A 26627-nucleotide genomic window follows, 5' to 3' on the forward strand; every position below is an offset into this window, starting at 1 on the left:
CATGAAACCGGATGTCCTGATCGTCGGCGCGGGAATTATCGGCGCAGCGTGCGCCGATGCCTTGTCGGCACAGGGCTTGCGCGTGACCGTCGTCGAGCGCGACGTGGTCGGCAGCGGCGCTACTGCGGCCGGCATGGGCCACCTGGTGGCCATGGACGACAACGCGGCTGAATTGGCCCTGAGCTCGCATTCGCTGGAGTTATGGAAGGAGCTGGTGGACGGCCAATCCCAGCGTCACGAATACAGCCGTTGCGGCACCATCTGGGTCGCTGCGGACGATGAAGAACTCGAGGCCGCGCGCGCCAAGGCAGCCACCATGTCGGCCCACGGGCTGGAGTGCGATGTGATCGGCGCCCAGGATTTGTACCACCTGGAGCCGAACTTGCGGCCGCACCTGGCCGGCGGCTTGCTGGTGCAGGGCGATGGCCTGGTGTACCCGCCGAAGAGTGCGCGCATCCTGCTGGCACGCGCAGTGGCGCGCGGCGCGTCGCTGGTCACGGGCGAAGTCGTGGCACTGGAAGATGGCGGTGTGCTACTGGCGGACGGCTCGCGCCTGGCGGCCGGGCAGGTGGTACTTGCCGCGGGCACGCGCTGCCTGGCGCTGGCACCGGACCTGCCGCTGCGGCCCAAGAAGGGCCACGTCATGATTACCGACCGCTATCCGGGATTTGTGCGCCACCAACTGGTGGAGCTTGGATATATCAAGAGCGCCCACGCGTCGGAAGGCGAATCGGTGGCGTTCAACCTGCAGCCGCGGCCAACCGGCCAGGTGCTGATCGGCTCCTCGCGGCAATTCGATACCGTCGACCTGGCAGCGGAACCGGCGATGATGGCGCGCATGCTGGCCCGTGCGGTGGAGTACACGCCCGCGCTGGCGGGGCTGAACGTGCTGCGCTGCTGGACCGGCTTGCGTGCGGCGACGCCGGATGGCCTCCCGCTGATCGGGCCGGACCTGTCGCGCCGCAACGTGTGGCTGGCCACCGGCCATGAAGGACTTGGCATTACGACCTCGCTTGCGACTGCGGAATTGCTGGCAGCCCAGATGACAGGCAGCCAGGCGGGCATCGATGCGCGACCGTACTTGCCGAGCCGCTTTGCTGCGCAGGGGAGGGCGTATGGCTGATTGCATCACTTTGACTATCGACGGTTATGGCGCGACCGTCTCTGAGGGCACCACCGTTGCCGCTGCCATTGCAGGCGTGACGCGCCGCTCGGTCAGCGGGCAGTTGCGCGCGCCGCTTTGCGGCATGGGCGTTTGCCAGGAATGCCGCGTCACCATCAACGGCCGGGCGCATGTGCTGTCCTGCCAGACGCTTTGCCGCCCGGGGATGGACGTGCAGACGGGAGCTGCGCCATGACGCAATTCTTTGACATCCTGATCGTCGGCGCGGGCCCGGCGGGCCTGGCTGCGGCGCATGCAGCGGCAGGCAGCGGCAGCGAGCGCCGCATCGCCATCGTCGACGACAACCCGCTGGCCGGCGGCCAGATCTGGCGCGGCGGCCCGGCGAAACAGTCCGACCAGCGTGCACGCCAGCTTTGGCAGGCAGTGGAAGCGGCAAGCAATGTGACCATGCTGGCCGGGACTCGCGTGCTGATGCAAACCCAGCCCGGTGAATTGCTGGTGCAGGATGCCGACCAGGCCCGCACCATCCGCTACAACCAGTTGATCCTGGCCACCGGCGCGCGCGAATTGCTGTTGCCGTTCCCCGGCTGGACACTGCCCGGCGTAACCGGCGCGGGCGGCCTGCAAGCGCTGGCCAAGGGCGGCTACCCTGTGCAGGGCAAGCGCGTCGTGGTTGCCGGCACCGGCCCGCTGCTTTTGGCCGTCGCTGCCACGCTGAAAGAGCGGGGCGCGATCGTCGGGGCCATTGTCGAACAAGCGGGCATGCCGGCCCTGGCACGCTTCGCCGCCGGCCTGGCGCTGGCGCCGTCGAAGGCAGTGCAGGCCGCGAAACTTGGCCTTGCCCTGCGCGGCATTCCGTACTTTGCCAACAGTTATGTGACATCAGCCAGCGGCGACGTGCAACTGACATCCGTGCAGGTGCACCGCAAGGGGACGAAGCTCGATATCGACTGCGACTACCTCGCCTGCGGGTATGGCCTGTTGCCAAACACCGAACTTGCCCGTGCGCTTGGTTGCGAGATTGGGCAAGGCGCCGTAAAGACCGACCCCTGGCAGCGGACCTCCGTGCCGAACGTATTGTGCGCAGGCGAGGGCACCGGCGTTGGCGGCGTGGACCTCGCCCTGGTCGAGGGCCGGATCGCCGGGTTGGCGGCCTGCGGCGAAGGCGTGGCGCAGGAACTGTTTACCGAGCGGGCCCGATGGCAGGGCTTTGCCGCCCGTCTGGCCTGCACTTTCGCCCCGCGCGAAGAATTGCGCAGGCTGGCGCAAGACGACACCATCGTCTGCCGCTGCGAAGACGTCTGCCACGACGCATTGCGCGAACACGCGAGCTGGCGCAGCGCCAAGCTGCACACCCGCTGCGGCATGGGCCCCTGCCAGGGCCGCATCTGCGGCAACGCAACCGATTTCCTGTACGGATGGCGTCCGGACGCCGTGCGTACACCGATCTCGCCGGCACGTGCCGGCAGCATTATCACCCTCGAACCTCACAAGGAGACTTGAAATGGCAGCAATCAAATGGGAAGGCGTATTCCCTGCAGTAACCACCAAATTCCACGCGAATGAGGAGCTGGACCACGCAGAAATGGAGAAGCACTTCTCCTTCATGATCGACAGCGGCTGCCACGGCCTGGTGACCTGCGGTTCCCTGGGCGAAGCAAGCACCCTGTCGTTCGAAGAGAAGCTGGCTGTCGCCAAGACCGCCGTCAAGGTAGCGAATGGCCGCGTGCCAGTGCTGGCCAACGTCAGCGAAACCCGCACCGCCAACGCCGAGCGCTATGTGCAGGAAGCGCGCGACCTGGGCGTGGACGGCTTCATGGTGATGCCTTCCGTGCTGTACGCTGCCGACGCATTCGAAGCCAAGGCCAATCTGCGCACCATCGCCAAGGCCGCCAAGCTGCCGATCATGGTGTACAACAACCCTGTGACCTATAAAGTCGACCTGACCCCGGCCGACTTCAAGGAACTGGCGGATTGCGAAGAACTGGAAGCAATCAAGGAATCGACCGACAATATCCGCCGCGTGACCGACCTGCGCAATGTAGTGGGCGACCGCTACGCCATCTTCATGGGCGTGGACGACCTGTCCTTCGAGGGCCTGGCAGTAGGCGCCGACGGCCTGCTGGCCGGCCTGGTGGTGGCCTTCCCGAAAGAGACGGTGGCCCTGTACAAGCTGGTGAAAGCCGGCCGCCTGGCCGAAGCCCTGAAACTGTACCAATGGTTCATGCCGCTGCTGCACCTCGACGTTTCGACCAAGCTGGTGCAAAATCTGAAACTGGTGGAAGCACTGGTAGGTGTCGGCAACGAAAACGTTCGCCGCCCACGCCAGCCACTGCGCGGCGCTGACCGCGAGTTCGTGGTGCAGGTGGTGCAGCAGGCCCTGGCAACCCGTCCCGACGTCAGCGCTTACCTGTAACAGGTCAGAGCTTATGCCGAGGACGAATGCCGATCAATTATGTAAGAAGCCTGACAGGGCGGCAGCGCGCCGCCCAGGCTAATCGCCACCTCGGCATCGCCCTGGCCTTCGTGGCCGGGGCGGCCAACGCTGGCGGCTTCCTCGCCGTCAAGCAGTACACCTCCCATATGACAGGCATCCTGTCATCTGCCGCCGACGACCTGGCGCTGGGCGCCATCGACGCCGCACTGGACTGTGCCGGGGCCTTGCTGGCCTTTATCGCTGGCGCAGCCTGTTGCGCCATCATGGTGAATTTTGCCCGCCGCCGCCAGCTTCACAGTGAATTTGCCTTGCCGCTGCTGGTTGAAGCGGTATTGCTGCTGGCATTCGGCGTGATGGGCACCCGCCTGCAGGCGATCGACGTGTTCGTGCTGCCGGCCACGGTTATGCTCCTGTGCTTCATGATGGGGTTGCAGAATGCCGTGATCACCAAGCTGTCCAACGCGGAAATCCGGACCACGCATATGACGGGCATCGTGACCGACCTTGGCATCGAAACCGGCAAGGCGCTTTACTGGAACCGCGACGACCAGGCCGTGCCTCGCGTGGCGGCCGACTGGAAGCGGGTCAGGATCCTCGCTGCGCTGGTGTCTTCCTTCTTCGTTGGCGCACTGGCCGGCGCTTTCGGCTTCAAGGCAGTGGGCTTTGGTGCCGTGCTGCCGTTGGCCTGTGTGCTGCTGGCCATGGCCGCAGTCCCGATCTACGACGACCTGGTTGCCGTGCGCCGCTAGCCTTCGCGGAACACCAGTACCGGGATCTTGCTGTGCGTGAGCACCTTCTGTGTCTGGCTGCCCAGCATCAGGCTGGCAAGGCCGCTGCGCCCGCGCGAGGCCATTGCGATCAGATCGCAGTTGCGCTGCAAGGCGGTGGAAATGATGGCGGCATGTGGCTGGTCGCCGTGCACTTCCAGCGTGGTGCAGTCCACGTGCAGGGTATTTGCCTGGCGCGCGATGTCGGCCAGGATCGAGTTCTCGTCAGGCGCGGCGGCCAGGCTGGCCAGTGCCGGTTCTTCCGGAAGCACGTGAACCGCCGTGACGCGGGCACCGCTTTCGCGGGCCATGCGCAGGGCGGCGTTCACTGCCAGTTGCGAAGCGGCGGAGCCGTCGCTTGGAATCAGAATGTGGCGAAACATCTCTTGAAATCTCCTTCAGGTGCCGCAGTCTAAAATGTTCCGCCACATGCCTGCAACTACTCAGGCGGTGCGCAGCGCACTGTGGATGCGGCGGGCGTCGATGCTCAGGCTTCCTGCGCCGAAGGCGGCAATCTGCAGCAAGCCGCCAGCCATCGCCAGGTTCTTCATCAGGTGGATCATCTGGTTCTGGTCGGCGATCGCGCTGTGGAAGACCAAGCCGGTCAGAATCGAGAACCCGGCCAATGCCAGTGCCACCGGGCGCGTGTACAAGCCGGCCACCAGCAGCAGGCCGCCGACCACTTCGATGCCGATCGCGCCGACCAGCGCCAGTTCAGGGAACGGCAGCCCCATGGCGTTGATGTAGCCAAGGGTAGTGCCAGGATTGGCGATCTTGCCTATGCCGCTCATCACGAAAATGGCAGCCATCAGGATGCGGCCGATGAGTGGCAGGACGGCGGCGTTGGTCTGGTTATTCATGGTGTGACTCCTTCAGGGAATGTGTTGTTGATGAAGTCATCTTATGCCGCACAGACCTATTCTGGAAGCCAATATATTTAGATGCAATGTATCGTCAAATCAGATGGATTGCTCCTGTAGAAGCAAGGCCAGTTGCTGCCTTAATTTGGCGTTGGAGGGTTGGCTATGCGGGTGGCCGGCGTTTTCCACCGCCACGGCGAGCGGCAAATCCATCGCGCTCAGGTGGCCGAGGAACCAGCGCGGCAGCCGTTCGAGCAGGGCGCGGGCACCGGCGGGATCGGCCTGCGCGACGGGCAGGGCGTGCTGCAGCGCCGCCAGTGCCCGGCGGTGGGCTGCGCGGTGTTCATGCTCCGTGGGGTAATAAAGCTGGTCCATCAAGGCTTCTTCCTCGGCGAAATCGAGGGCCAGGGCGCTAAGCAGCCCGGCGATGCGGCTCGGCAGCGAGCTATCGTCGGCGTCGATGGTTGCGTGAATGGCTTGCAGCAAGGCGCGGTGGGAAGCATCCATCTCGGCCACGCCAGTTTCCAGCAGCGGGCTCCATTCGAGGCGTTGCATGGTGGTCTCCTTGTCTATTCCGCCAGTGTCGCCCGGCGCAGACAGGGATTCCATGACCCAGATCAACTGGCGTATTGTTCACCTACCCCTTCAGGAAGCTGTTTTGCCACCGCGCGATAGAGGGCAGGGTGGTGCCGGTACGGGCTCCTGTTCGGTTCGGTCGATATCGCCTCGTGAAAATACGTCTTCGAAACGCAGCTTGCCGGCAAGTACAGCATTGATCTTTGCCTGTTTATTTTCCAGATCGAAGGGATCAATCTCCACAACATTCCCATTGTTTGCTGCAAAACGTGTCCCGGTTGGCGGAAGGAATGCTACGAAATAGCCACCAACATCCAGCCGCGTGCCACAGCAGCGCTGAGTCGAGAAGGATAGTTCACTGACATGATTCGATACTCCGCGGAGTTGGGAGACGATCTTGATGCGCGCGATTACTTCGCTATGCCCCAGGCGATCAGGCGGGCTCTCGCTGACCTGTGCTGAAACGAGGCGAAAAATGAATATTTGTTGTGCGCTACGGGCGGCAGGCGTATCCAGATACAAAAAGCCGCATGTGCACGCATTGGCCATGTTGCAATACACAGCTATCAATAAAAGAAAAATACCTTTAACCATGCTGGGGATTCTTTCTATAACAAAGGCAATGGGGCAAGTCAGCTCTTGGGTGTTTCCTGGACAGTTAAACCACAGCAGGGTTGAACGGCTCGGGGCGCCGCACAAGCAGATGGGACAGCCGTTGAAGACCGGCCTGTAAGCGTCCACGGTCCTTGACGTTACCCAAACTGATCCGAATCGCATTCCCCGATGGGCCGCCGGTTGCGAATGCCTCCGCCGTTGTAACTGCGATGCCCTCGCTGTCGGCGGCGCGCGCAAGCTGCGAGGAGTTCCAGTACGCCGGCAACTCGAGCCATACATGCAGGCCGTCCCCGGTGCCGCAGTACCGCCCCGCGAAGATATCCCGGGCCATCCGCTGGCGCAGGCGCGCCTCGTTGCGCACACCTGCCATCAGTCCCTCAGCCGAACCGTCGAAGATCCACTGCGTGGCCAGTGCGGCTGTCAGGGGAGCGACCATCAGCGCAAATGAACGTAGCGCGACCAGGAAACGTTCGCGTTCGTGCGGGTCGCGTATCAGCACGTAGGCGACGCGCAAGCCGGGCGTCAGGCATTTCGACAGGGTTGAGATGTAGTACACCTGTTCCGGGGCAAGCGTGGCAAGAGGTGTTGGCGCGGCATCGGCAAGCAGCCAGTAGGGATCGTCCTCGACGATGCGTACATTGCAGCGCTGCGCGATGCTGGCCAGCTCCTTGCGCCGGCCTTCCGGCATGGTGACGGCGGTCGGGTTCTGTAAAGTCGGATTGAGGTAGACCAGCCCAGGCTTATGTTGGCGGCACGCTTCCTCAAGCATCTGCGGCACCATCCCGTGCTTGTCCGCATCCACCGCAATGATGTGCCGTCCGAATTGGCTCGCTGCGGCACGCAAGCCGGGGTAATTCGTTGGCTCTGCCAGGATAACGCCGCCAGGCTCCGTCAGCGCAAGGATCAGTGCGGCGATCGCCGCTTGCGCACCCGGACAGACAACCACCTGCCGGAAATCCTGATGCCCAAACATCGGTTCGAGCCATTTGGCGCCGGCCTGGCGGTCGGAGTCGCTACCTCCGGCCAAATGGTAAGTCATCAGCAATTCATTGTCTGCCCTCATCAGTACCTGGGACAAACCTTGTTTCAACATGTCGTCGAAGTCCACGCCGTCCGGCGGTGGCGGGGTATTCATGCTCAGGTCGAGGATCGAGGCCAGTTCGACTTTCGGCGCTGCGACATAGGTGCCGCGCGCGCCGCGGCCTTCCAGCAAGTTGCGGCGCCGGGCTTCATCGTAGGCGCGCGTGATTGTCGTCAGGTCGACGTCCAGCTGCGCCGCCAACTGGCGCTGCGGAGGCAGGCGGTCTCCCGGTGTCAGCGATCCGTCCGCCACCGCCGCCTGCAAGGCATCCGCAATCTGCAGAAAACGTGGTCCGCCGTGCACGGCCAATCGCGGCAGCCAGATTGCCAAATTTTGATCTTGTACGGTTTTCAACTGGGACAATTTGTCTCAATGTATGGAAATTGCTTTCAAGTAGTATGCTTCAGAAAGTGTGGCAACGCCATAGTGTCAAGTCATAGCCTGGAAATACTCAAAATATGGAATGGATCCCTATAGTCCTCGTTACGTTCAAGGTTCTCGTGCTCGGCACGGGCATGTTCTTCGCGATCAAGTGGCATTACGATCAAGGGAAAAAGGAGCCGGAGAAGGCGAAGGAGAGGCGGGCGGTGCTGCGCGCGGGCGGCAAGGTGGCGGCAGGGTTCGCGCTATCGCTCCTGGGCCTGGGGCTCGCCACCGTCGTCCTTGGCAGGATGTTAGGCTTGGACTTGACCTTCCCATAATACGAGGAGCTCGCAAACTGATGAACATGGAAAAGATACTGATCGTGACAGGCGCCAGCCGAGGCATTGGCGCTGCCATCGCGCGCCGGGCGGCGGCGGATGGCTGGGCGGTGGCCGTGAACTACCAGCGCGACGCCGATGCGGCTGCGCGGGTGGTGGCGGACATCGAAGCGGCCGGTGGCCGGGCGCTGGCGGTGCAGGCGGATGTGGCGCGCGACGAGGATATCGAGCGCCTGTTCGCCACGGTCGAACGTGAACTGGGGCCGGTGACGGGGCTGGTGAACAATGCCGGCATCACGGGCGGGCTGGGGACGTTTGCCGATACCAGTGCGGCGACCGTGGAGCAGGTGTTCCGCACCAATGTTCTGGGCCTGATGCAGGCCAGCCGCCGTGCACTGGCGGCGTTCCGGGCGCAGGGCCAGGGCGGGGTGATCGTCAATATCAGCTCCACGGCGGCGACAGCGGGCAGTCCGAATGAATATGTGACTTACGCGGCCAGCAAGGCCGCAGTCGACACCTTCACCATGGGCCTTGGCAAAGAGGTCGCACCCGAGGGCATCCGCGTCTGCGGCGTGGCGCCGGGAACCACTCAGACCGATATCCACGCCACTTCCGGTGATGCGGGAAGGCCGGCGCGGGTGGCGGCCCGCATCCCGATGGGGCGCGTCGGCGAGCCGGAAGAAATCGCGGAAGCTGCTGTGTGGCTGTTATCGCCCGCGGCGCGCTATATCACCGGCACGACGATCCGCGTCTCCGGCGGCGCCTGATCACCAGTCGATCGACAGCAGCCGCGTCGCCATGCGCGGCCAGCACAAGGAACTCAGTTCCGCGCGCGAGGCCCAGCGGAAGCCATCGGCTTCCGGCGTCGGCTCGCCGGTGCGCTGGTGGGGAAAGAAGCTGGTGCAGCGCAGGTGATCGAGGCTGCACAGCTGGTCGCCGGTCTCCACTTTGAAGAGGTGCAGGCGCTTGTCGGGGCGATAGCTGAATTCGCCCAGGTCTTCGAAAAGGGCGGCATCGAAATCCAGCCCGGCTTCTTCGAATAATTCGCGGCGTGCCGATTGCAGCGGCGTTTCGCCGGGATCCTGCAAGCCTTTGGGAATGTCCCAGCTGGCGGTCCCGGTTACATGGCAAAGCAGTACCTGGCGGGCTGAATTGAGCACCAGGGTGCCACATGAAACTTGCTGCATGTCCTTGATTCCTTTGCTTTTTGCCACATTTTATGATTTCCCAATAGATAGTGAAAGTACTCTAGGGAAACTTCTCGACAGTCACAAAGCACTGTTATAAAGTGTGAGAATTCAGAAGGCGTGCCCCCAACGCCCAGTCTTTTTACCCACACCAAATATTCGCGCACGCAAGCCAGGACCGGCAGGCGGCGCTGTTTTATTGCCGACGTTTCTTGCCAAGAGTGCCATTATGCCAAAGCTGCACCAGACGCCTGTCCTGATCGCCGTTGCCGGAGCGCTGCTCGTGCAGCCTGCCGCACATGCCGGGCACACGGGGGATCAGGACGGCACCTGGACTTTCGGCGGCTTCGGCACCCTGAGCGCCGCGCATTCGAGCGAGAAGCAGGCCGACTATGCAGCCAATCCGCTGAATCCCGGCGAGGCTGGCGCCACGCGCGACTGGAGCTACGCAGTGGACAGCCGCCTCGGCACGCAGCTTACGTACAATAATGGCGGCCACTGGTCGGCCGTGCTGCAGGTGGTGGCCGAGCGCCATCTCACGCATTCGTGGACGCCCAAGGTCGAATGGGCGAATGTGCAATACCAGGTATCGCCGGAACTGAGCCTGCGCCTGGGCCGGATTGCGCTGCCGCTGTTCCTGTCGGGCGATTACCGCAAGGCCAGCTACGCGCTGACTTCCGTGCGCACGCCGGTGGAACTGTATTCCTCGCTCCCGATCAGTAACAGCGATGGCGTGGACGCCAGCTACCGCTGGAACGTCGGCAATGTAAAGAACACCACGCAAGTCTTGTTCGGCGGCACCAGCGTGCCTCTGTCCGACGTTACGCGCGTCAGGGCGCACAAGCTGGCGGGTATTTCCAACACCAGCACCGCCGGAGCGCTGACCGTGCGCGCCACTGCCATCCAGGGCGAGTTGGAAACCCCGCTGCTGCAAGACCTGTTCTCTGCCATTCGCCAATTCGGCCCGCAGGGTGAGGTGCTGGCGCGCCGTTATGAGCCGGACCGCAAGCGCGCCACGGTATTTAGCATCGGAGCTTCGTATGATCCGGGCAACTGGTTCGCCATGGGCGAAATAGGGCGCATCAACGCGCGCTCCATGCTGGGCGATAAGACCGCCGGCTATGTCAGTGGCGGTTATCGCCTGGGCAGCTTCACGCCTTATGCCATCTTCAGCAAGGTGGTTGCGAATACGCCGAACCAGGTTGCCGGCCTGGACTTGTCAATGCTGCCGCCTCCCTATGCGTCCGCCGGCCAGCGCCTGAATATGGAGTTGAATGGCCTGCTTAGCATGATCGCGGAACAGGACAGTACCAGCATTGGCATGCGCTGGGATGCCACCAGCAACGCCGCCGTCAAGCTGCAGTTCGACCGCGTGCGCCCGCGCAGCGGCACCAGCGGCACGCTGTCCAATATCCAGCCCGGCTACCGTTACGGCCGCAGTTTCGGCGTGTTCACCGCCTCGGTGGACTTCGTCTTCTGATATCGGAGCTGCAGATGATCCGGAAACTCCTTTGCTGCCTGCTGCTTGTGCTCCTTGCCAGCGCCGCTGCCGCTGCCGAACTGGTGGTGGTGGTGTCCGCGCGCAGCCCCATCACGAGCCTGCGCGCGGAGCAGGTCGCCGATATCTTCCTCTCCGAAGCGACGCGCTTCCCTGACGGAGGCGAAGTGGTAGCGCTCGATTTGCCGATCGGCTCCCCGCTGCGCGACGACTTCTACCTGAAGGTGGCCAGCCGCACCCCGGCACTGATGAAGGCCTACTGGACCAAGAGGATTTTCACCGGCCGCGGCCAGCCACCGCGTGAACTGCCCAATAGCCAGGCGGTGCGCAAGCTGGTGGCCGATAACCCTAACCTGATCGGCTACATCGACCGCAGCGCGCTCGATGGCAGCGTGCGTCCGGTGCTGGTGGTGCACTGATCATGAAACGCTGGCTGCGCATGTGCCTTGAGACGCAAGTCTCGCTGCCCCTGTTCACCATCGTCCTGCTTGCGGTGGTATGGGGCACCACGCTGCACTTCATCGACAGCGAGGCCGCCGCTTCGCGCGAACTGGCCGCCGAATCGGCCAGTGAGCTGATCGCCACTTACGAAGCGCAGGTGGCGCGCAGTATCAATGGCATCGAGCAAACCTTGCAAGTGCTGAAGTACAGTGCGGAGAGCCACGGCGCACAAGGCGCCTTGCCGGAACTGCAGGCGCATGGCTTGCTGCCGTCCGGACTGGTATTCATCGTCAGCATCGTCGATGCCCAGGGCAATACGGTTGCCAGCAATCCTGCAGCGCTGTCGATCAATGTCGCGCAGCAGGAATACTTCCGCTTCCACCAGCAGCACCGCAGCAGCTACACCTTCATTTCGCATGCGATGCGCGATGAAGCAAATGAGGACTGGCACCTGCATTTCACGCGCCGGCTGGACGACAAGGAGGGCGAATTTTCCGGCGTGGTGATCGTGGAAGTCGAGCCGGCGTACTTTACCAGTGGCTATGAACGCAGCCGCCTGGGCGAACACGGCATGCTAGGCCTGGTCGGCGACGACGGCGTGGTGCGCGCGCTGCGCGTGGGCGACAAGCAATCGTTCGGCCAACAGATCGACCTGGCGGCCCTGCAGGCGCGCCGCGGCCTGCCCGTCGCCCTCAAGCTGGACGGCGTCAATCGCTATATGGCGGTGCGCCAGCTGGCTGGCTTGCGCCTGAGCGCCATGGTGGGCCTGTCGGAGCAGGAGCAGATGGCCGGCTTCGCGGCCCAACGCCGCCAGTTGCTGTGGGAAGCAGGCGTTGCCAGCGCGGTGCTGATCCTGCTGGCGGCCCTGGTCTGGGCCTGCGTCTGGCAGGGTGCCAAGGCGCGCCGCCGCATCCGCCGTGCGCAGGAAACCTACGCCGCTGCCTCCGAGTCGAATATGGATGCCTTCTTCGTGCTGCGCGCCATCCGCAACAAGGATGGCGTGGTGGTGGACTTCAAGTTCGCCGCCGTCAACCTGAGGGCCGAGCAACTGACTGGCCGCAGCCGCACCGAACTGCGCGCGCAAACCCTGTGCGGCTGGATGCCGGCGGCGCGCCATAATGGCATGTTCGAGCGATTGGCATACGTGACCATGCACGGCGGCGTGCACCAGGAAGAGGGCCCGAATATGGTGCCGCAGTTGCAGGCGGAATGGCTGCACTGGCAGGTGGTGGGCGTGGAAGGCGGGGTAGTGGCGATCGTGCGCGACATCACGGAGCGCAAGCGCGCCGAGGAGCGCATCTACCACATGGCGCACCATGACACCTTGACCGGCCTGCCGAACCGCAGCCTGATTTGCGACCGCCTGGAGCAATCGATCGCGCACGCGGAGCGCAACAGCGAATCGGTGCTGGTGGCCTTCATCGACCTTGACAGCTTCAAGCTGGTCAACGACACGCTGGGCCACAACGCCGGCGATGAACTGCTGAAGGAAGTAGCTGGCCGCATGGTTGGCTGCGTGCGGCGCGAAGACACCGTGGGCCGTTTCGGCGGCGACGAATTCGTGCTGGTGCTGCCGCACGTGAACGACAATCCGCTGGTGCTGGTGCCGTTGCTGAACAAGATCCTCGAATCCGTGGTGCTTCCGATCATGCTGGAAGGGCAGAAAATGCAGGTCAGTTGCTCGATCGGCGTTGCCGTCTATCCGCGCGACGGCCGCGATGTCGATACGCTGATGATGCATGCCGATGCCGCCATGTACCGCGCCAAGGACAGCGGCAAGAACAACTGCCAGTTCTACACCCGCGAGATGAACGCCGGCCTGGAAGAAAAGCTGGCACTGACCGAAGGCTTGCGCAAGGCCCTGGAAGAACAGCAGTTCTCGCTGGCCTACCAGCCCAAGGTGAACCTGGAATCGGGCCGCATGTTCGGCGTGGAAGCGCTGCTGCGCTGGCAGCATCCGCAGCGTGGTGCGGTGTCGCCGGCACAGTTCATTCCACTGGCGGAAGAGCATGGCCTGATCATCCCGATCGGCGAATGGGCGCTGCGCGAAGCGTGCCGCCAGGCCTGCGCCTGGCAAAACGCCGGCTTGCCACCGCTGGTGGTGTCGGTCAATGTCTCGGCGCGCCAGTTCGACGACCCGCGCCTGGTCGAGCGTGTGGCGGCCGCCCTCAAGTGGAGCGGGCTGGACCCGCAATGGCTGGAGCTGGAAGTCACCGAGAGCATGATCATGCGCGACACCGCGCAGTCGGTGGCCAAGATGCGCCAGCTCGAAGCGATGGGCATCACGCTGGCGATCGACGATTTCGGCACCGGTTATTCCAGCCTGGCGGCATTGAAGTCCTTCCCGATCAGCCGCCTGAAGATCGACCAGAGCTTCGTGCGCGACCTGGTGGCCAACCCCGACGACCAGGCCATCACCTGCGCCATCATTTCGCTGTCGCACCAGCTTGACATGCGCGTGATCGCGGAGGGCGTGGAGACGGAGCAGCAGCGCAGCTTCCTGAAGCAGCATGGCTGCGATGAGATGCAGGGCTATCTGTTCAGCCGTCCGGTGCCGCCGCAGGAAATCACCGCCATGCTGCTCGGCGAAGAATCCGGCGCGGAGGTTACAATGCTTGCTCCCTGATGAATGAACAAGCATTAAATGAGCGAATACAGTAACGACATCTACACCGAACCTTCCAATATCGACATGGACACGTTGGCCAACCTCGGCCCGCTGACCGCCATGGCCGGCATCTGGGAAGGCCAGCGCGGCCTCGATATCAAGCCGAAGGCGGACGGCCCGCGCAAGCAGGCCTATGTTGAGCGCATCGAGCTGCAGCCGATCGACCCGGTCACCAACGGGCCGCAGCTGTTCTACGGCCTGCGCTACGTCCTGATCATCAACAAGCCCGACAACGTCAAGACTTACCACGAGCAGGTTGGCTACTGGCTGTGGGAACCGGCCACCAATACCGTGATCCAGACCCTGGCCATCCCGCGCGGCCAGATCGCCATGGCATCCGGCACCGCAGCGCCGGATGCCAAATCCTTCGAACTGGTGGCGCAGCGCGAGCAGAATACCTACGGCATCTGCTCCAATCCATTCCTGGAATTCGGCTTCAAGACCACCGAGTACCGCATCAAGGTCACCATCAACGACGATGGCACCTGGGGCTACGAGGAAGACACCGTGATGCTCTTGCGCGGCAAGGAATCGGAGCCGTTCCATCACGTCGACCGCAACCTGCTGCACAAGGTGGCCGAGCCGACTCCTAATCCGCTGGCACGCAAGTAATAGCCGGCGCGCGAAGGAACAAGTCAGCGCGTACCGTCGCCCCCGGCCGCCGCTATTTGGCCGGCCAGGGCGGGGAGCTGCCACACGCACCATGCCGCTGCAATGCCGATAGAGGCCACTACCAGGCCGACGCCGGTGACTACCTGGTCGTCCAGGCTGTAGGCATTGCACAGGCGTTGCGGCATGTCCTGGTACAGCATGCCCGTGATGGCCATCATGGCGCAGAAATTCCCGAGGAAGAAAAGCTGGATGACCGCCGCTGCGCGCGCGAGCGCGCCGGGCAGCAGGAAGCCGAGCAGGAACAGGCTGGCGAATTTTCCCGCTTCGGCCAGTGCCATGGTCAGCGACTGCTCGAGCGCCCGCGGCACCATCCAATAGGCGCTGGAGAGCAGCAGCCACACCAGGCCGGCCAGACCATGCGCGTCCCATCGCGCTATCGCAAGCGCCAGTCGCGGCGCACTGCGGGCGGCGGCAAGGCCGGCCAGCGCGCCGCCGATGGCGATCATTGGAAGCTGGAGCGCCATATGCAGCGCCATGGACGCCTCCAGCGAGCCGCGCAGCAGCAGCGCCGCCGCGACAAGGACTGCTGCCGGCAGAGCAAGCTGCCTCGCGCCACGCGTAGCAGCGCTCATTGCGCCGTCTCCAGCGCCGCCGCCAGGGCCGCCTCCGGCTGCTCATAGTCGACCACCTGCGCCAGCTGGCCGTCCGGCGTCACGACATGGAAGGCGGCGTTGTGCTGGAATTCCCCCATTTCCGCCGGCAGTACGATGATCCCGACCTGGTCCAGCAATGCCTGGCGCTGCACCGCATCCGGCACGGCGGCGAACTGCCACACTTGCGCGTCGGCCCGCATGCGCGACGCATAGTGCATCAGGTCGTCCAATGTATCGCGTGGATCGAAAGAAATCGTCAGCAGCCGCAGCTTGCCCTGCAGGCCACGGGCCAGGATGTCACGCTGCATCTGCTGCAATTCGGTGCCCTGGACTGAGCAAACGGCGTTGCAGCGCGCATAAAAAAACGTGACGATCGCGGGCCGCTTATCGGCCGCCAGCAGTGCCGGCAACTTGATCCGCCGCGCCGATACCCCGGGACCCGGCAGCGCCAGGTCGACACGGGGCAGGGCCAACGGCGCCTCGGCGATGGCCAGCCGCCGTCCTTCTTCGGTGGAGACTACGCGAAAGCCCATGGTGGCCTGCCATAGCGCCACTGCCGCGACAGCAGACATGCAGGCAAGCAGCGCCAATGTGCGCGGCAAATCCCCTTTAATTGGCTGGCTTGGCGAGTTTGGCGAGATCATCGTCTCCATTGAACGGGTCCTTGCGCTCGGCAGTCGCATCGCGCGCTGCCTTGACCGCATCCGGCGCCACTTTGGCCGCGCTGTTGCCGAAGTTGCTGCGGATATGGCTCAACACGGCAGCAATCTCCGCATCGCTCAATTTATCCTTGAACGAGGGCATTTGTCCGTTATATGCCGAACCTTTCACGGTCAGCTTGCCGCTCACTCCGTGCAGCAGGATGGACGCGGCGATGTTTTCCGCCCCCGTCACCCACTCCGACCCGGCCAGCGGCGGAAACACGCCCGGCAAGCCGGCGCCAGTCGCCTGGTGGCAGGCCACGCACTGCGCCGCATACACTTGCGCTCCATCGACAGCGCCGCCGGCGCCGGCCGCGCCGCCAGCCTTGGCCTGCAAGGTCGACATGGTGCGCCTGTCGCCCAGTGCCGGGTCATCGTCCCGCACCGTGAGGATATAAGTGACTGCCCAAGCCAGCGCCAGGCCGACGCCAAGCAGGACATACCAGGGAATCGGCCGGTCCTTCTCGGTCGGATCGGGATTCTCGCGCTGCTGCGCGCCAAATTCATTTTGCGGCATTGGGCGCTCCTTCTTTCCTGGCTTGCGGCGCGGGCAGCACAGGATAGGTATGGTCAAGCGACTGCAGGTAAGCCACCAGGTCCAGCACTTCCGGCTTGGCCACGACCACCTTGCCCAGAGGCTTGAAGCCTGGCGGCAGGTTCACCACGCGGTCGCCGGGCTCCGCGACCTCCTTGTAATCGAACAGGTAAGGGTAGGAGGGCATGATCGATCCCGGCACATAAGCGCGCGGCTGGAACATATGCCCGAGGTGCCAGTCCGCGCTTGGCTGGCGCGCGCCGATGTTGAACAGGTCCGGACCGGTGCGCATGGTGCCCAGCAAGTGCGGCGTATCGTAGTAATAGTCCGCCGCCACCGAGGCACGCCCCCAGCCGCGCTGGTCGTCCGGCGCCTGCGCCTTGTCGCGCGGCTGTTGCGAGTGGCAGTACACGCAGCCATTCCTGATGTACACCTCGCGCCCGCGCAGTTGCTGCGCGGTGTAAGGCTTCAGGCCGGCCGGCGCCTCGCTGGCGCGCAGTTGCACGTGGGGCACAATTACCAGCGCCGACGTGGCAAGGGCCAGCGTCACCATGGCACCGCCCAGGAGTTTGAGTTCGTCTTGCATATCAGGCTCCCGCGAGGTTGCTGGCAGGCGCCGGCGAATCGCTGCGGGCGTGCAGCAGCGCCGCTCCCACGCGGCGCGGGCCGTAGCGCAGGGCCATGGCGGCGAAATGCCAGGCAAAGACCAGGTGGCCGATGGTCATGATCGCGCCGCCCACTGTACGGCTCTTGAGCCAGGGGATGGTCACGTTGACCGAATCCATGAACGGCCGCCCGGCATCCAGCATTGCCAGCCCTTGCAGCCAGCCGCCTATCGACAGCCCGATGAAATAGATTGCGAAGCCAGTCACCACCAACCAGAAATGCAGGGCAATCAGCTTGGGGTATGGCCATTCCCAGGCCATGACGCGCGGCATGACGAAGTAGATCGCGCCGAACATCACCATCGAGAAGAAACCATACAGTCCCAGGTGCGCGTGCGCCACCGTGAAGTGGGTAAAGTGCGCTACCGTGTTCACGCTGCGCAGGGCTTCGATCGAACCCTGGATCGAGCTGAGGGTGTACATCATGCCGCCGAGGACGATAAAGCGCAGCGTCGGCGAATACACCAGCTTCGAGAAATGCCCGCGCATGGTCATGTGCTGGTTGATCGAGAACGAAATCACCGGGATCACCATCATCACGCTCTGCACGATGGACAGCGTGATCAGCCAGCCCGGCACGGGCCCGCCGATCAGGTGGTGGCCGCCAACCTGGCCGTAGAAGAAGGCCAGCGTCCAGAAACCCAGCAGGGACAGGTTGTACGACTGCACCGGCCGCCCGATAATCTTGGGCAGGAAGTAGTACACCGAGGCCACCGCCATCGGCGTGTAGAACAGCCCCAGCACGTTATGGCCGAACCACCAGTTCATCGCCGCCTGCTGCACGCCGAAGTGTACCGCCGGCAGGTTCCCGATCAGGAACAGGATGGGGAACCAGAACAGAGCCGCGCCCATGTACCAGATCGAGACATACAAGTGGTGCACCTTGCGGCTTTGCAGGGTGTAGACCAGCGGCAGGCCAACCAGGGCGCCGCCTGCCACCAGCAACAGGTCCACCTGCCAGGGGATTTCCAGCCATTCCAGGCCATCGCTGATGCCGGCCGCGATGCAGCCCAGGCCCGCGATCAGGCCGGCATTCCACAGCATGGCGCCAAAAATGGCAAAACGCCCGCCGGCCAGGTGGGTCTTCAGCAGGCGTGGAAGAAGCCAGATCGCGATGCCCAGCGCCGCCATCGGCGCCCAGCCATAAGCGACTGCATTCAGGTGAATGGTGCGGATGCGGCCAAAAGTCAGCCAGGGGTATTGCGCCAGCCAGTCCGGCTCATGCAGCTTGATGGAACTGGTCAGTCCGGCCGCCGTGGCCACCAGCAGCCAGACCACGGCGCAGGACAGGAAAACAAAGGTGACAAATGCACTGGATCGATCGGCCGCCACCCGTTCCGCCAGCTCCTGCTGCATGGCGGCCTGTTCGGCGGCGCTGGGCGCCCGCCGGTCCTGTCCCTCTACTGCTTGCGCCAGTCCGGCGCGCTGCTCCGGGCTGGCTGCCGGTTCTTCGACGTGGCCGATCTCGCCCGGCGAGAAGATCACATTGGCGGCTGCGGACGTGGCGTTGAACAGGCGGTGCCGCAGCGACCAGATAAACACCAGCAAGCCGGTGACCGAGAGAATGAAAGAAGACAGCAGTATGGTGACGGTATCCACATTTAACCTTCCCGCCCGTCGATGCGGGCCTGGCTCAAGTAAGGCGCATATACCAACAGGTAGAGAAGGAAGGCGACCGACCAGGCCAGTGCCGAGCCCAGTAACAGGAAGTCACGAATTCCAGCGGGAACAATATTGGCACACAAACGGCCCACTGCGCCAGCTTGCAGTAAAAGATACATGGCGCTTTCCGCGCGCCCGGCGCGCAACATGCGGCCGGTGTGGCCCAGCGCGGTGCGGGTGATCATGCCAAGGATCAGGCCCGACATGCCGCCCACAGCCAGCGCGTGGAAGGCGCTGCTCGAAGAGCCGATGCCCAGCGCCGCAAAGCCCAGCAGGACCAGGCCGGCCACGATCCAGGCATAGGCCAGGTGCAGGATCCACAGCAATGGCACGCGCACAGTGGCAAACGGCGCCCAGCCAGCCAGGCGCATGGCGTTGACCGCTGCTGCCGCAAAAGCCACCACGGCCACCACCAGGCCTGGCAGGCCGGTCACCCAGGCCAATGCCGTTGCCAGCAGCAGGGCGATGCTGGCCTTTTCGCGCCAGCCCACGGTGACCGGCTGGCTGCCCGGCGCGCCGTTACGGGTGAACATCGGGATCACACGGCCGCCGATGACCGCTTCCAGCACCGTAATCATCAGGATTGCGCCATGCACCGGAGTCAGCGGCGACAAGGAGTTCCAGCCATTGGCCGCCGCATGGAACAGCAGGTTGGCTACCGACAGCAAGGCCAGGATGGCGCAGATAGGGTAGTTACGCTTGCTCTGCGCCCGGTACAGCACGCGGCCGAAGGCAACGGCGCACAGCGGCAGGAACAGTCCATCGACGGCCAGGGCCGGCACGCCGGGCGCCAGCAGCATTGCCGCGCGGCCGGCGATCCACAGCACGGCCAATCCCGCAAGCTGGCCGCCGGCCGGCGTCTGCAGGTTGGTCCAATTGCGTCCCGCCGTGAACAGGAAACCGACAATGACAGCACCGCCAAAGCCGAACACCATCTCGTGCATATGCCACAGCATGTTGGCCGCGGGCAGGGCCGGCAGCATGCCTTTGTAGGCCGCCAGCCACAGTGGCACCGACAGCATCGCCAGCGCAGCAGCCAGCAGGTAGAAGGGACGGAAACCCAGTCGCAGCAAGGGGTGCGGCTGCCCGGCTGGCGTGGGTTCGGTGGGAATATGGATGCTGCGCATGGCGGGCCTCATGTTCTTAAGATGTATAATGAATGCTACATTAGGCCCAAGGCCAAAGCAATATTTTGAATGCATCTTTATATGACGTAGATCATGAGACTGACATCCTTCACCGACTACACCCTGCGTTCGCTGATGTACCTGGGCATGAACCGCGACAAGCTGGTCACGATCCAGGAAATCGCCGACCTGCATGACATCTCGAAAAACCACCTGACCAAGGTGATCCACCAGTTGGGCGCCAGCGGCCTGGTGGAAACCGTGCGCGGCCGCCATGGCGGCTTGCGCCTGAACCGCGAGCCGGAAGAGATCAATATTGGCGAAGTGGTACGCGACAGCGAATCCGACTTCTACATCGCAGAATGTTTCGAAGCCGAACCTGGCCACTGCGCCTTCCTGCGCGATTGCGCCCTGAAACGCAAGCTGGGCGAAGCCACCGAAGCCTTCCTGCATGTACTGGACGGCATGACCTTGGCCGATATCCTGCCTGGCCAGAACGGCAGCGGCAAGGGCGGGGCGCAACCGGTGATCCTGCGGAAAATGCGCATTTAATCTGCATCTTTATTGACGCAGTTTAAGGTAAACATGTATTATAGGTGCATGTTTAGCCGAGAAGGAGCCATACCCATGCTGTCCGCAGAACACCGTGCCATCGTCACCGCCACCGTCCCCATCCTGGAACAAGGCGGCGAAGCCCTGACCCGCCACTTCTACCAAACCCTGTTCACCGACTTCCCGCAGGTGAAGCCGTTCTTCAACCAGGCCCACCAGCACAGCGGCGACCAGCAGCGCGCGCTGGCCAACGGCATCCTGATGTACGCCAAGCATATCGAGCGCCTGGAAGCACTGGGCCCGCTGGTGAACACCATCGTCACCAAGCACGTTGCGCTGCAAATCCAGCCAGAACATTACCCAATGGTCGGTGCCAGCCTGCTGAAAGCCATCCGCGAAGTGCTGGGCGCCGAAACCGCCACCGACGCGGTATTGGAAGCGTGGGGCGCAGCCTATGGCCAACTGGCCGAGATCCTGATTGGCGCCGAAGGCAAGACTTATGAAGCCGCTGCGGCCGCGCCGGGCGGCTGGATGGGCGCGCGCCAGTTTAAGGTCGCTGCCAAGCGTGTCGAGAGCGATGAGATCACCAGCTTCGTATTCCGCCCTGTCGACGGCCAGCCGGTGCTCGGCTTCACGCCGGGCCAGTACATCGGCATCCGCTTGGTGGTCGATGGCCAGGAACACCGCCGCCAGTATTCGCTGTCCGCCGCGCCGAACGGCCAGACTTACCAGATCAGCGTCAAGCGCGAAGAGGCGGGCAAGGTGTCCGGCTTCCTGCATGCGAACGTGAATGAAGGCGATACCGTGGACCTGTTCCCCCCGACCGGCGCTTTCACGCTGGCCGAAGGCAGCCGCCCGATCGTGCTGATTTCCGGTGGCGTCGGCATCACGCCGACCCTGGCCATGCTGGATCAGGCGCTGGAAACCGGCCGCGAAATCCGCTTCATCCACGCCGCCCGCCACGGCGGTGTGCACGCCTTCCGCGAGCACGTCGACGGCCTGGCCAAACGCCATCCGCAGCTGAAGCGCCACTACATCTACGCAGAAGAGCGTGCAGAACATCCGCAAGCCGATGCAGTCGGCCTGCTGGGCAACAAGGAGCTGGGCCAATGGCTGCCGCAGTCGCGCGACGTCGACGCCTATTTCCTCGGCCCGGTGCCGTTCATGCAGGCCGTGAAGCGCAGCTTGCGTGAACTGGGCGTGCCGGAAGCGCAGACTTATTACGAATTCTTTGGCCCGGCCAAGGCCCTCGATTAAGGCGTTACAGCGGCTCCAGGTCGGGGCCGCGCAGTCCCACCAGCAGGGCGCGGCCGGAAGGCGCGACACGGTACTCGCCGTAGCGCGCCTTTTCGTATTTCCTGGCCGCGCCTTCCTTGAAGAACCAGGCATCTGTGGCCAGCTTCCAGCGCCAGCCATCCCGTTCCAGCTTCACCAGTACTTCGCCATTACCCGGCGCCTTGCCGTCATGCTGGTAGCGTTCCAGCCTGAGCACCTTGTCAGGCCCCAGTTGGCCAATTGCGTACACGGTATCATAAGCCTCGCCCGGCTGTTCATCACGCGGCAGGCTGACTGCAAGCTGCATGTAATCGCCTTGCATCAGCGAGCGCGGGTCGCGCGGTGAAAGTGCCACGTACACCACCGGGCCGCTGGCGATCAAGCCTTCGTTGCGTACCACCACAGTATTTGCGATCGCCAATGCGGCAATGCCGCTCACGGCAAGCCCGGCGTGAACAAGGCCGATGTGCGCCTCTTGGGGCATGGCGACAGCTTGTGCCAGCCGAACGCGCCGGCGCAGCGGGACCAGGCAGAAGGCCAGCAGTAAGGCTCCTGCCAGTGCAAACAGCGCTGCCTTGTGTGCCAGCGGCAGCGACAGGTCGTAATAGGCGCTGCTGGTGATCCATGCGGCAGCGATGCCGCAGGCAGCGGCAAGCCGGTAGCGGCCATCGGCAACGCAAATGGCCAGCAACAGGAACACGATGCCAATCGCCGGCAGGAAGCAGGTGAAGGCTGCAATCGTCAGGGCAATGCCAAGACACCACCATTGCCGTACTGCGGGCAGGGCGCGCACCAATATTGCCATCGCAGCGATGGTGCATGCTGCCGATATGCCGCAAGTCAGGGGCTGCAGTTCGCGCACCGCCAGTCCTGCCGGTCCGAAGTCGAGCGGGGGCCCCAGCATTGCCGGTCCGGCCCAGTAAGCAAACGCGCTCAAGGTAAACGCCAGCCAGCCGGCCAGGAAAGGATCAAGCGCCACGCCCCAGCGCGGATTGCGCGCAGCCAGGCGCGCCCCAAGCCAGGTTGCTGCAATGAAGTGGAGCGCGAGCCATAGCTGCAGGTTGCGGTCGCCCAGCGATGCTTTCGGCTCCAGCAGGGCTGGGACCAGCAGCGCTGCGCACGCCGCGCCGAAAATGGAGCGCAGCCAGGATTGCGGCAGCGCGGCCGCCACCACGGCAGCCGTTGCGGCCATGAGGAAGAAAGCGAAGCGCCCCTCGACCAGGTGGTACAGGCTATATGCCAGCACCGTGCCGCCGGAGAGCAGCACGGGGAAGGCTGCCTGCTCCAGCAGGATCGGCAGCTGCCTGCGGCGCAAACATGCCACCGCCGCCGCAATCGTCAACACGCCAATGCCGGCGTTGGCTGCGTGACCCGCATCCAGCCCATTCAGGGCAAGGAAAAATGGGAGCAACAGGGGCAGGGCGGACAACCATGCGCCGATCGCCAGTACCAGCACGATATGCCAGGGCCGCGATCCGTTTTCGCCAGCAGCGGCGATGGCGTTTGCTTCCTCCAGGATTTGCTGCAAGCCGTCGCGGTTCATGCTTTGCCTCCGGCTTTATGCATGGCCAGCAGCCGGGTGGTGATGAAAGACATGACGCCGATTGCAAACAAACCGGCGACCGTGAACACATAAAAGCCGTCGACCCCGGCCAGATGCAGCAGGCGGGCGAAGCTCACCACCAGCAAGCTGGCAAAGGCCAGGCAAGTCATGCTTAGTGCGGGCAGGTCGTAGCGCTTAAGCAGCAGGATGGCGGCGCCGGTGATGGCCAAAGGAGGCAGCAGTTCCGACAGTCCCTCATGCAGGGCAAAGATGGTTCCCGACAGCGTGATGGCGGCCATGGAAAGCAGCGTTGCCATCCGCAGCGACCAGTCGCCAGCTCCCGTTCGAGGCCGAAATGGCGGCAGCATCAAGGCGGGGAGCGCGGCGAAAAGCATCCAGCCAAAGGCAAGCGCCAAATACGATTCGCCTCGTTTCGAGCCGCCGTCGGAGGCCTCCAGCCACAAGGCGATCGCCGTTGTCGTGACCAGTAGCCAGGGCATCCACAGCACTTCACTGCGCAGCGCCAGGCACAGTGGCAGAGTCAAGGCGATCCACAGCGCGAATAGCTGCCAGGGATCGGTGCCCGTCTGGTAAGTCTGCCCGATGCAGGCGAACAGGCCGCCAATGGCCAGGAAGGCAAACAATGCGGCAACGCTGCGGATGGACGGCAAGACCCAGGCAGCCAGCAAGCCCACTGCGACCGCAGCCTGCATCACGCCGATGCGGCCGAAGCGGCCCAGCCCATCCCAGTTGGAGGCGATCCAGAAAATCAGGCCAAGGCCGAACAAGGCGCTGCCGGCCACGGCAACCGCCAGCGGCAAGCGGGCAGGCAGCCTGGCAGGTTGGCCGCGCAAGCCGGCCATCAATTCAAGTTCTGTGGTGGAGCGGTGGTCCAGCTGGTGGCGTGCGGCCAGTTCCAGCAAGGTTTGTCGCAAGCTCATGTTTCCTCTTCAGCGCATGGGAATGCGCCGAAGGGTAACACGGAAAATTGTTAAACTAACAGCGCCGCGGCCATGGCGGAAGCATCAGCCTCCGCCTCTTCCAGCATTTGCTCGCGCTTCTCGGCGTCGATGAATAGGTCCATCACCGAATCTTCATGCGGCGCTTGTTGCTGTTCCGGCGCCAGGGGGGAAGCGACTGGCGCAAAGTGGTTTGCCAGCAGCAGGGTGTCGAGCAGGGTATCGGGAGGGATTTGCAGCATGCCGCTGCGCAGGCTTTCAATGGCTTCCGCCACCTCGGCCGGAATGCCGAGCTTCTTCAGCACTTCGCGTGTGATGATCTCTTCGCTGGCGGTTTGCCAGTTCTCCGGATCGGGTTCCAGCAGGCCGGGGAATTCGTCGGCACGCGACAGCAGGTAGAAGCTGCCCACTTCATGCACGATCGCTGCGAACAGGGCGGTGTCGGGATTCACGCCGGTGACTTCACGCGCGATGATGCGCGCCAGGCAGGCGACGTGGATGGTGTGCTGCCACAGTTGCTCGGCCTTGGCGCGCAGCCCCGGATCGGTGATCTTGCTGCCGAAGGCACGCACCACCATGGCCGCGGCCAGCGCATACAGGTTGTGGTAGCCCACGCGCATGATGGCATTGCGCACGTTGGTGATGTCCGGCCCGCCGGTGCGGTTGAACATGGCGGAGTTTGACAGCGAGACGGTGCGCGCGGCCAGTTGCGGCTCGGCCAGCACCAGCTTGATGGCATCCTCCATCGGGCAATCCGGATCGTCCAGGGCGAGCTGTACTCGCAGGGCGGCATTAACGCTGGTAGGAAACACGAGGTCTCCGCGGATCGCCAGCGCGGCGACGTGTCCGAAGGCTTCCAGTTTATTCATGCCGAAAATTATACGGCCCCGGAAGCATTACTGCCAAATGGGCATCGGAAATGAAAGTCGGGGTCAGCTCCGGCAATCTGCCACTTTTCCCGCATCGCGAAAAAAATGGCAGATTGCCGGAGCTGACCCCGACTTTTAACTTAGGCGCCGGCGAGTTGCGGCTGGCGACTCGCTTGTTCCTGGCTGTAACGTGCTACCGACAAGTCATCGGCGAAGATGGCAGGGCGTTTGGCGGACATGATGTCGGCCAGCAGTTGCGCTGAGCCGCAACTCATGGTCCAGCCGAGGGTGCCGTGGCCGGTGTTGGTGAACAGGTTGCGGATGCCGGTGCGGCCCACCACCGGCGTGCCATCCGGGGTCATCGGGCGCAGGCCGGTCCAGAAGGTGGCTTCGGCGGTGTTGCCGGCGCCTGGGAACAGGTCGTTCACCACCATTTCCAGCGTTTCGCGGCGGCGCGGGTTGAGCCTGGTGTTGTAGCCGGCGATTTCCGCCATGCCGCCAACGCGGATGCGGTCGTCGAAGCGGGTCACCGCAATCTTGTAAGTCTCGTCGAGGATGGTCGAGGTCGGCGCCTTGTCGCCGTCCACGATCGGCACGGTAATCGAGTAGCCTTTCAGCGGGTAGACCGGAATCTCGAACAGCTCTTTCAGGACCAGCGTCGAGTAGGCGCCCAGCGCGACGACGAAGGAGTCGCCTTCCACCAGTTCGGCGCCGCATTGCACGCCTTTGACCTTGTCGCCTTCCGTAACCAGCTTGTCGATCGACACACCGTAACGGAATTTGACGCCCAGTTCCTTGGCCATCGCTTCCAGGCGCGTAGTGAACATCTGGCAGTCGCCGGTTTCATCGTTCGGCAGGCGCAGGCCGCCGACCAGTTTGTGCTGCGATGCGGCCAGGCCAGGCTCGGCCTTCATCAGGTCGGCGCCGGTCAGCAGCTCGTAGGGCACGCCGGTTTCTTTCAGGACTTCGATATCCTTGGCCGCGCCATCCAGTTGCGCCTGGGTGCGGAACAACTGGGTGGTGCCTTGCTGGCGGCCTTCATATTCGATGCCGGTGGCGGCGCGCAGCACTTTGAAGCAGTCGCGGCTGTATTCCGCCAGGCGCACCATGCGTTCCTTGTTGATCGCGTAGGACTCGGCATTGCAGTTGCGCAGCATCTGCCACATCCACTTCAACTGGAAGGTGGTGCCGTCCGGCGTGATGGACAGCGGCGCGTGGCGCTGCAGCATCCATTTCATGGCTTTCAGCGGAATGCCAGGGGCAGCCCATGGCGAAGCGTAGCCTGGCGAAATCTGGCCGGCATTGGCGAAGCTGGTTTCCAGGGCAGGTCCCGGCTGGCGGTCCAGTACGGTGACATCATGGCCGGCCTGGGCCAGGTAATAGGCACTGGTGACGCCGATAACGCCGCTGCCAAGGATAACTACGCGCATGAATTGCCTCCGGAATATTTGTGACGGATTATTTTGCTATGATAAGTAAGTTTTCCTAGTATTTGTTACTATATGAGACGGATAAAACAG

General features: G+C 63.6%; 29 protein-coding genes. 13 read left to right on the forward strand and 16 right to left on the reverse strand.

The window, feature by feature from the left end:
- The first annotated feature begins 1 nt into the window (after position 1).
- Genes ASD58_RS05450 through ASD58_RS05470 form a run of 5 tightly spaced genes read left to right on the forward strand, consistent with a single transcriptional unit; the run spans position 2 to position 4309 of the window.
- The gene (locus tag ASD58_RS05450) at positions 2-1123 is read left to right on the forward strand and encodes an FAD-binding oxidoreductase (RefSeq protein WP_057260087.1); all 1122 of its coding nucleotides are present in this window, start codon (positions 2-4) and stop codon (positions 1121-1123) included.
- Entirely contained in the window at positions 1116-1358 is a 243-nt protein-coding gene (locus ASD58_RS05455) for a (2Fe-2S)-binding protein (RefSeq protein WP_057260088.1), read from the forward strand. The genes ASD58_RS05450 and ASD58_RS05455 overlap by 8 nt, the downstream gene beginning before the upstream one ends.
- Positions 1355-2626, forward strand: coding sequence for an FAD/NAD(P)-binding oxidoreductase (locus tag ASD58_RS05460; RefSeq protein WP_057260089.1), 1272 nt, complete (start codon positions 1355-1357; stop codon positions 2624-2626). Before ASD58_RS05455 ends, ASD58_RS05460 begins: the two co-directional genes overlap by 4 nt.
- A gap of 1 nt (position 2627) precedes the next feature.
- Positions 2628-3539, forward strand: coding sequence for a dihydrodipicolinate synthase family protein (locus tag ASD58_RS05465; protein ID WP_057260090.1), 912 nt, complete (start codon positions 2628-2630; stop codon positions 3537-3539).
- A gap of 26 nt (positions 3540-3565) precedes the next feature.
- Positions 3566-4309 (forward strand): YoaK family protein, encoded by a 744-nt coding sequence (locus ASD58_RS05470; protein ID WP_057260091.1) that lies wholly within the window; start codon positions 3566-3568, stop codon positions 4307-4309.
- Here the strand turns inward: ASD58_RS05470 and ASD58_RS05475 are convergent.
- The 5 genes from ASD58_RS05475 to ASD58_RS05490 all read right to left on the reverse strand — a co-directional run bounded on the left by ASD58_RS05475 (position 4306) and on the right by ASD58_RS05490 (position 7822).
- Positions 4306-4710 (reverse strand): universal stress protein, encoded by a 405-nt coding sequence (locus ASD58_RS05475; protein WP_057260092.1) that lies wholly within the window; start codon positions 4708-4710, stop codon positions 4306-4308. The two genes, ASD58_RS05470 and ASD58_RS05475, sit on opposite strands and share 4 nt — an antisense overlap.
- A gap of 60 nt (positions 4711-4770) precedes the next feature.
- Complete coding sequence (locus ASD58_RS05480; RefSeq protein WP_057260093.1) at positions 4771-5187, reverse strand: DoxX family protein; 417 nt, start codon at positions 5185-5187, stop codon at positions 4771-4773.
- Between the two features lie 99 nt (positions 5188-5286).
- Positions 5287-5742 carry a bacteriohemerythrin gene (locus ASD58_RS05485; RefSeq protein ID WP_162252988.1) on the reverse strand — a complete coding sequence of 152 codons (456 nt, stop codon included), beginning with the start codon at positions 5740-5742 and terminating at the stop codon, positions 5287-5289.
- Positions 5743-5832: 90 nt separating this feature from the next.
- A complete protein-coding gene (locus ASD58_RS31105; RefSeq protein ID WP_156401172.1) occupies positions 5833-6357 on the reverse strand; it encodes a hypothetical protein in 525 nt (174 codons plus the stop codon).
- A 64-nt stretch (positions 6358-6421) separates the two neighbouring features.
- Positions 6422-7822, reverse strand: coding sequence for a PLP-dependent aminotransferase family protein (locus ASD58_RS05490; RefSeq protein ID WP_200951571.1), 1401 nt, complete (start codon positions 7820-7822; stop codon positions 6422-6424).
- Between the two features lie 95 nt (positions 7823-7917).
- On the opposite strand from ASD58_RS05490, the gene ASD58_RS05495 reads away from it, so the two are divergent.
- Positions 7918-8160, forward strand: a complete 243-nt coding sequence (locus ASD58_RS05495; RefSeq protein ID WP_057260095.1) for a hypothetical protein — start codon at positions 7918-7920, stop codon at positions 8158-8160.
- 26 nt (positions 8161-8186) lie between these two features.
- Positions 8187-8927 (forward strand): SDR family oxidoreductase, encoded by a 741-nt coding sequence (locus ASD58_RS05500; protein WP_057260154.1) that lies wholly within the window; start codon positions 8187-8189, stop codon positions 8925-8927.
- Here the strand turns inward: ASD58_RS05500 and ASD58_RS05505 are convergent, their stop codons facing one another.
- On the reverse strand, positions 8928-9347 hold the full coding sequence (locus tag ASD58_RS05505) for an NUDIX hydrolase (protein WP_057260096.1): 420 nt from the start codon (positions 9345-9347) through the stop codon (positions 8928-8930).
- Positions 9348-9576: 229 nt separating this feature from the next.
- On the opposite strand from ASD58_RS05505, the gene ASD58_RS05510 reads away from it, so the two are divergent.
- The 4 genes from ASD58_RS05510 to ASD58_RS05525 are packed head-to-tail and all read left to right on the forward strand — an operon-like array spanning position 9577 to position 14566.
- Positions 9577-10827 carry a hypothetical protein gene (locus ASD58_RS05510; RefSeq protein ID WP_229209902.1) on the forward strand — a complete coding sequence of 417 codons (1251 nt, stop codon included), beginning with the start codon at positions 9577-9579 and terminating at the stop codon, positions 10825-10827.
- A 14-nt stretch (positions 10828-10841) separates the two neighbouring features.
- Positions 10842-11264, forward strand: coding sequence for a hypothetical protein (locus ASD58_RS05515; protein ID WP_057260097.1), 423 nt, complete (start codon positions 10842-10844; stop codon positions 11262-11264).
- A gap of 2 nt (positions 11265-11266) precedes the next feature.
- Positions 11267-13912, forward strand: coding sequence for an EAL domain-containing protein (locus ASD58_RS05520; protein WP_057260098.1), 2646 nt, complete (start codon positions 11267-11269; stop codon positions 13910-13912).
- A gap of 18 nt (positions 13913-13930) precedes the next feature.
- Positions 13931-14566 carry an FABP family protein gene (locus ASD58_RS05525; RefSeq protein ID WP_057260099.1) on the forward strand — a complete coding sequence of 212 codons (636 nt, stop codon included), beginning with the start codon at positions 13931-13933 and terminating at the stop codon, positions 14564-14566.
- A 23-nt stretch (positions 14567-14589) separates the two neighbouring features.
- Here ASD58_RS05525 and ASD58_RS05530 read toward each other — a convergent pair whose 3' ends face one another.
- Genes ASD58_RS05530 through ASD58_RS05555 form a run of 6 tightly spaced genes read right to left on the reverse strand, consistent with a single transcriptional unit; the run spans position 14590 to position 19909 of the window.
- The gene (locus ASD58_RS05530; protein ID WP_057260100.1) at positions 14590-15198 is read right to left on the reverse strand and encodes a hypothetical protein; all 609 of its coding nucleotides are present in this window, start codon (positions 15196-15198) and stop codon (positions 14590-14592) included.
- Complete coding sequence (locus ASD58_RS05535; RefSeq protein WP_162252989.1) at positions 15195-15872, reverse strand: SCO family protein; 678 nt, start codon at positions 15870-15872, stop codon at positions 15195-15197. Before ASD58_RS05535 ends, ASD58_RS05530 begins: the two co-directional genes overlap by 4 nt.
- Positions 15829-16437, reverse strand: a complete 609-nt coding sequence (locus ASD58_RS05540) for a cytochrome c (RefSeq protein WP_057260101.1) — start codon at positions 16435-16437, stop codon at positions 15829-15831. Before ASD58_RS05540 ends, ASD58_RS05535 begins: the two co-directional genes overlap by 44 nt.
- Positions 16424-17041 carry a cbb3-type cytochrome c oxidase subunit II gene (locus ASD58_RS05545; RefSeq protein WP_057260102.1) on the reverse strand — a complete coding sequence of 206 codons (618 nt, stop codon included), beginning with the start codon at positions 17039-17041 and terminating at the stop codon, positions 16424-16426. Before ASD58_RS05545 ends, ASD58_RS05540 begins: the two co-directional genes overlap by 14 nt.
- A gap of 1 nt (position 17042) precedes the next feature.
- Complete coding sequence (locus tag ASD58_RS05550) at positions 17043-18719, reverse strand: cbb3-type cytochrome c oxidase subunit I (protein ID WP_057260103.1); 1677 nt, start codon at positions 18717-18719, stop codon at positions 17043-17045.
- Between the two features lie 2 nt (positions 18720-18721).
- Positions 18722-19909 carry an NnrS family protein gene (locus tag ASD58_RS05555; protein WP_057260104.1) on the reverse strand — a complete coding sequence of 396 codons (1188 nt, stop codon included), beginning with the start codon at positions 19907-19909 and terminating at the stop codon, positions 18722-18724.
- Between the two features lie 93 nt (positions 19910-20002).
- Here ASD58_RS05555 and ASD58_RS05560 point away from each other — a divergent pair, with 93 nt between their 5' ends.
- Positions 20003-20461, forward strand: coding sequence for an Rrf2 family transcriptional regulator (locus ASD58_RS05560; protein ID WP_057260105.1), 459 nt, complete (start codon positions 20003-20005; stop codon positions 20459-20461).
- Between the two features lie 75 nt (positions 20462-20536).
- Complete coding sequence (gene hmpA / locus ASD58_RS05565) at positions 20537-21718, forward strand: NO-inducible flavohemoprotein (protein WP_057260106.1); 1182 nt, start codon at positions 20537-20539, stop codon at positions 21716-21718.
- A 4-nt stretch (positions 21719-21722) separates the two neighbouring features.
- Here the strand turns inward: hmpA and ASD58_RS05570 are convergent, their stop codons facing one another.
- From ASD58_RS05570 to ASD58_RS05585, 4 genes are all read right to left on the reverse strand, one after another.
- Positions 21723-23279, reverse strand: coding sequence for a GDYXXLXY domain-containing protein (locus tag ASD58_RS05570; RefSeq protein WP_057260107.1), 1557 nt, complete (start codon positions 23277-23279; stop codon positions 21723-21725).
- Entirely contained in the window at positions 23276-24220 is a 945-nt protein-coding gene (locus tag ASD58_RS05575) for a DUF2157 domain-containing protein (protein WP_057260108.1), read from the reverse strand. Before ASD58_RS05575 ends, ASD58_RS05570 begins: the two co-directional genes overlap by 4 nt.
- Before the next feature lie 50 nt (positions 24221-24270).
- Positions 24271-25107, reverse strand: a complete 837-nt coding sequence (locus tag ASD58_RS05580; RefSeq protein ID WP_057260109.1) for an HDOD domain-containing protein — start codon at positions 25105-25107, stop codon at positions 24271-24273.
- A 140-nt stretch (positions 25108-25247) separates the two neighbouring features.
- Entirely contained in the window at positions 25248-26537 is a 1290-nt protein-coding gene (locus tag ASD58_RS05585) for a D-amino acid dehydrogenase (RefSeq protein ID WP_057260110.1), read from the reverse strand.
- Between the last annotated feature and the right edge of the window lie 90 nt (positions 26538-26627).

The sequence above is a fragment of the Duganella sp. Root1480D1 genome (assembly GCF_001427305.1).
In the GTDB taxonomy this organism is placed as follows: Bacteria; Pseudomonadota; Gammaproteobacteria; order Burkholderiales; family Burkholderiaceae_D; genus Rugamonas.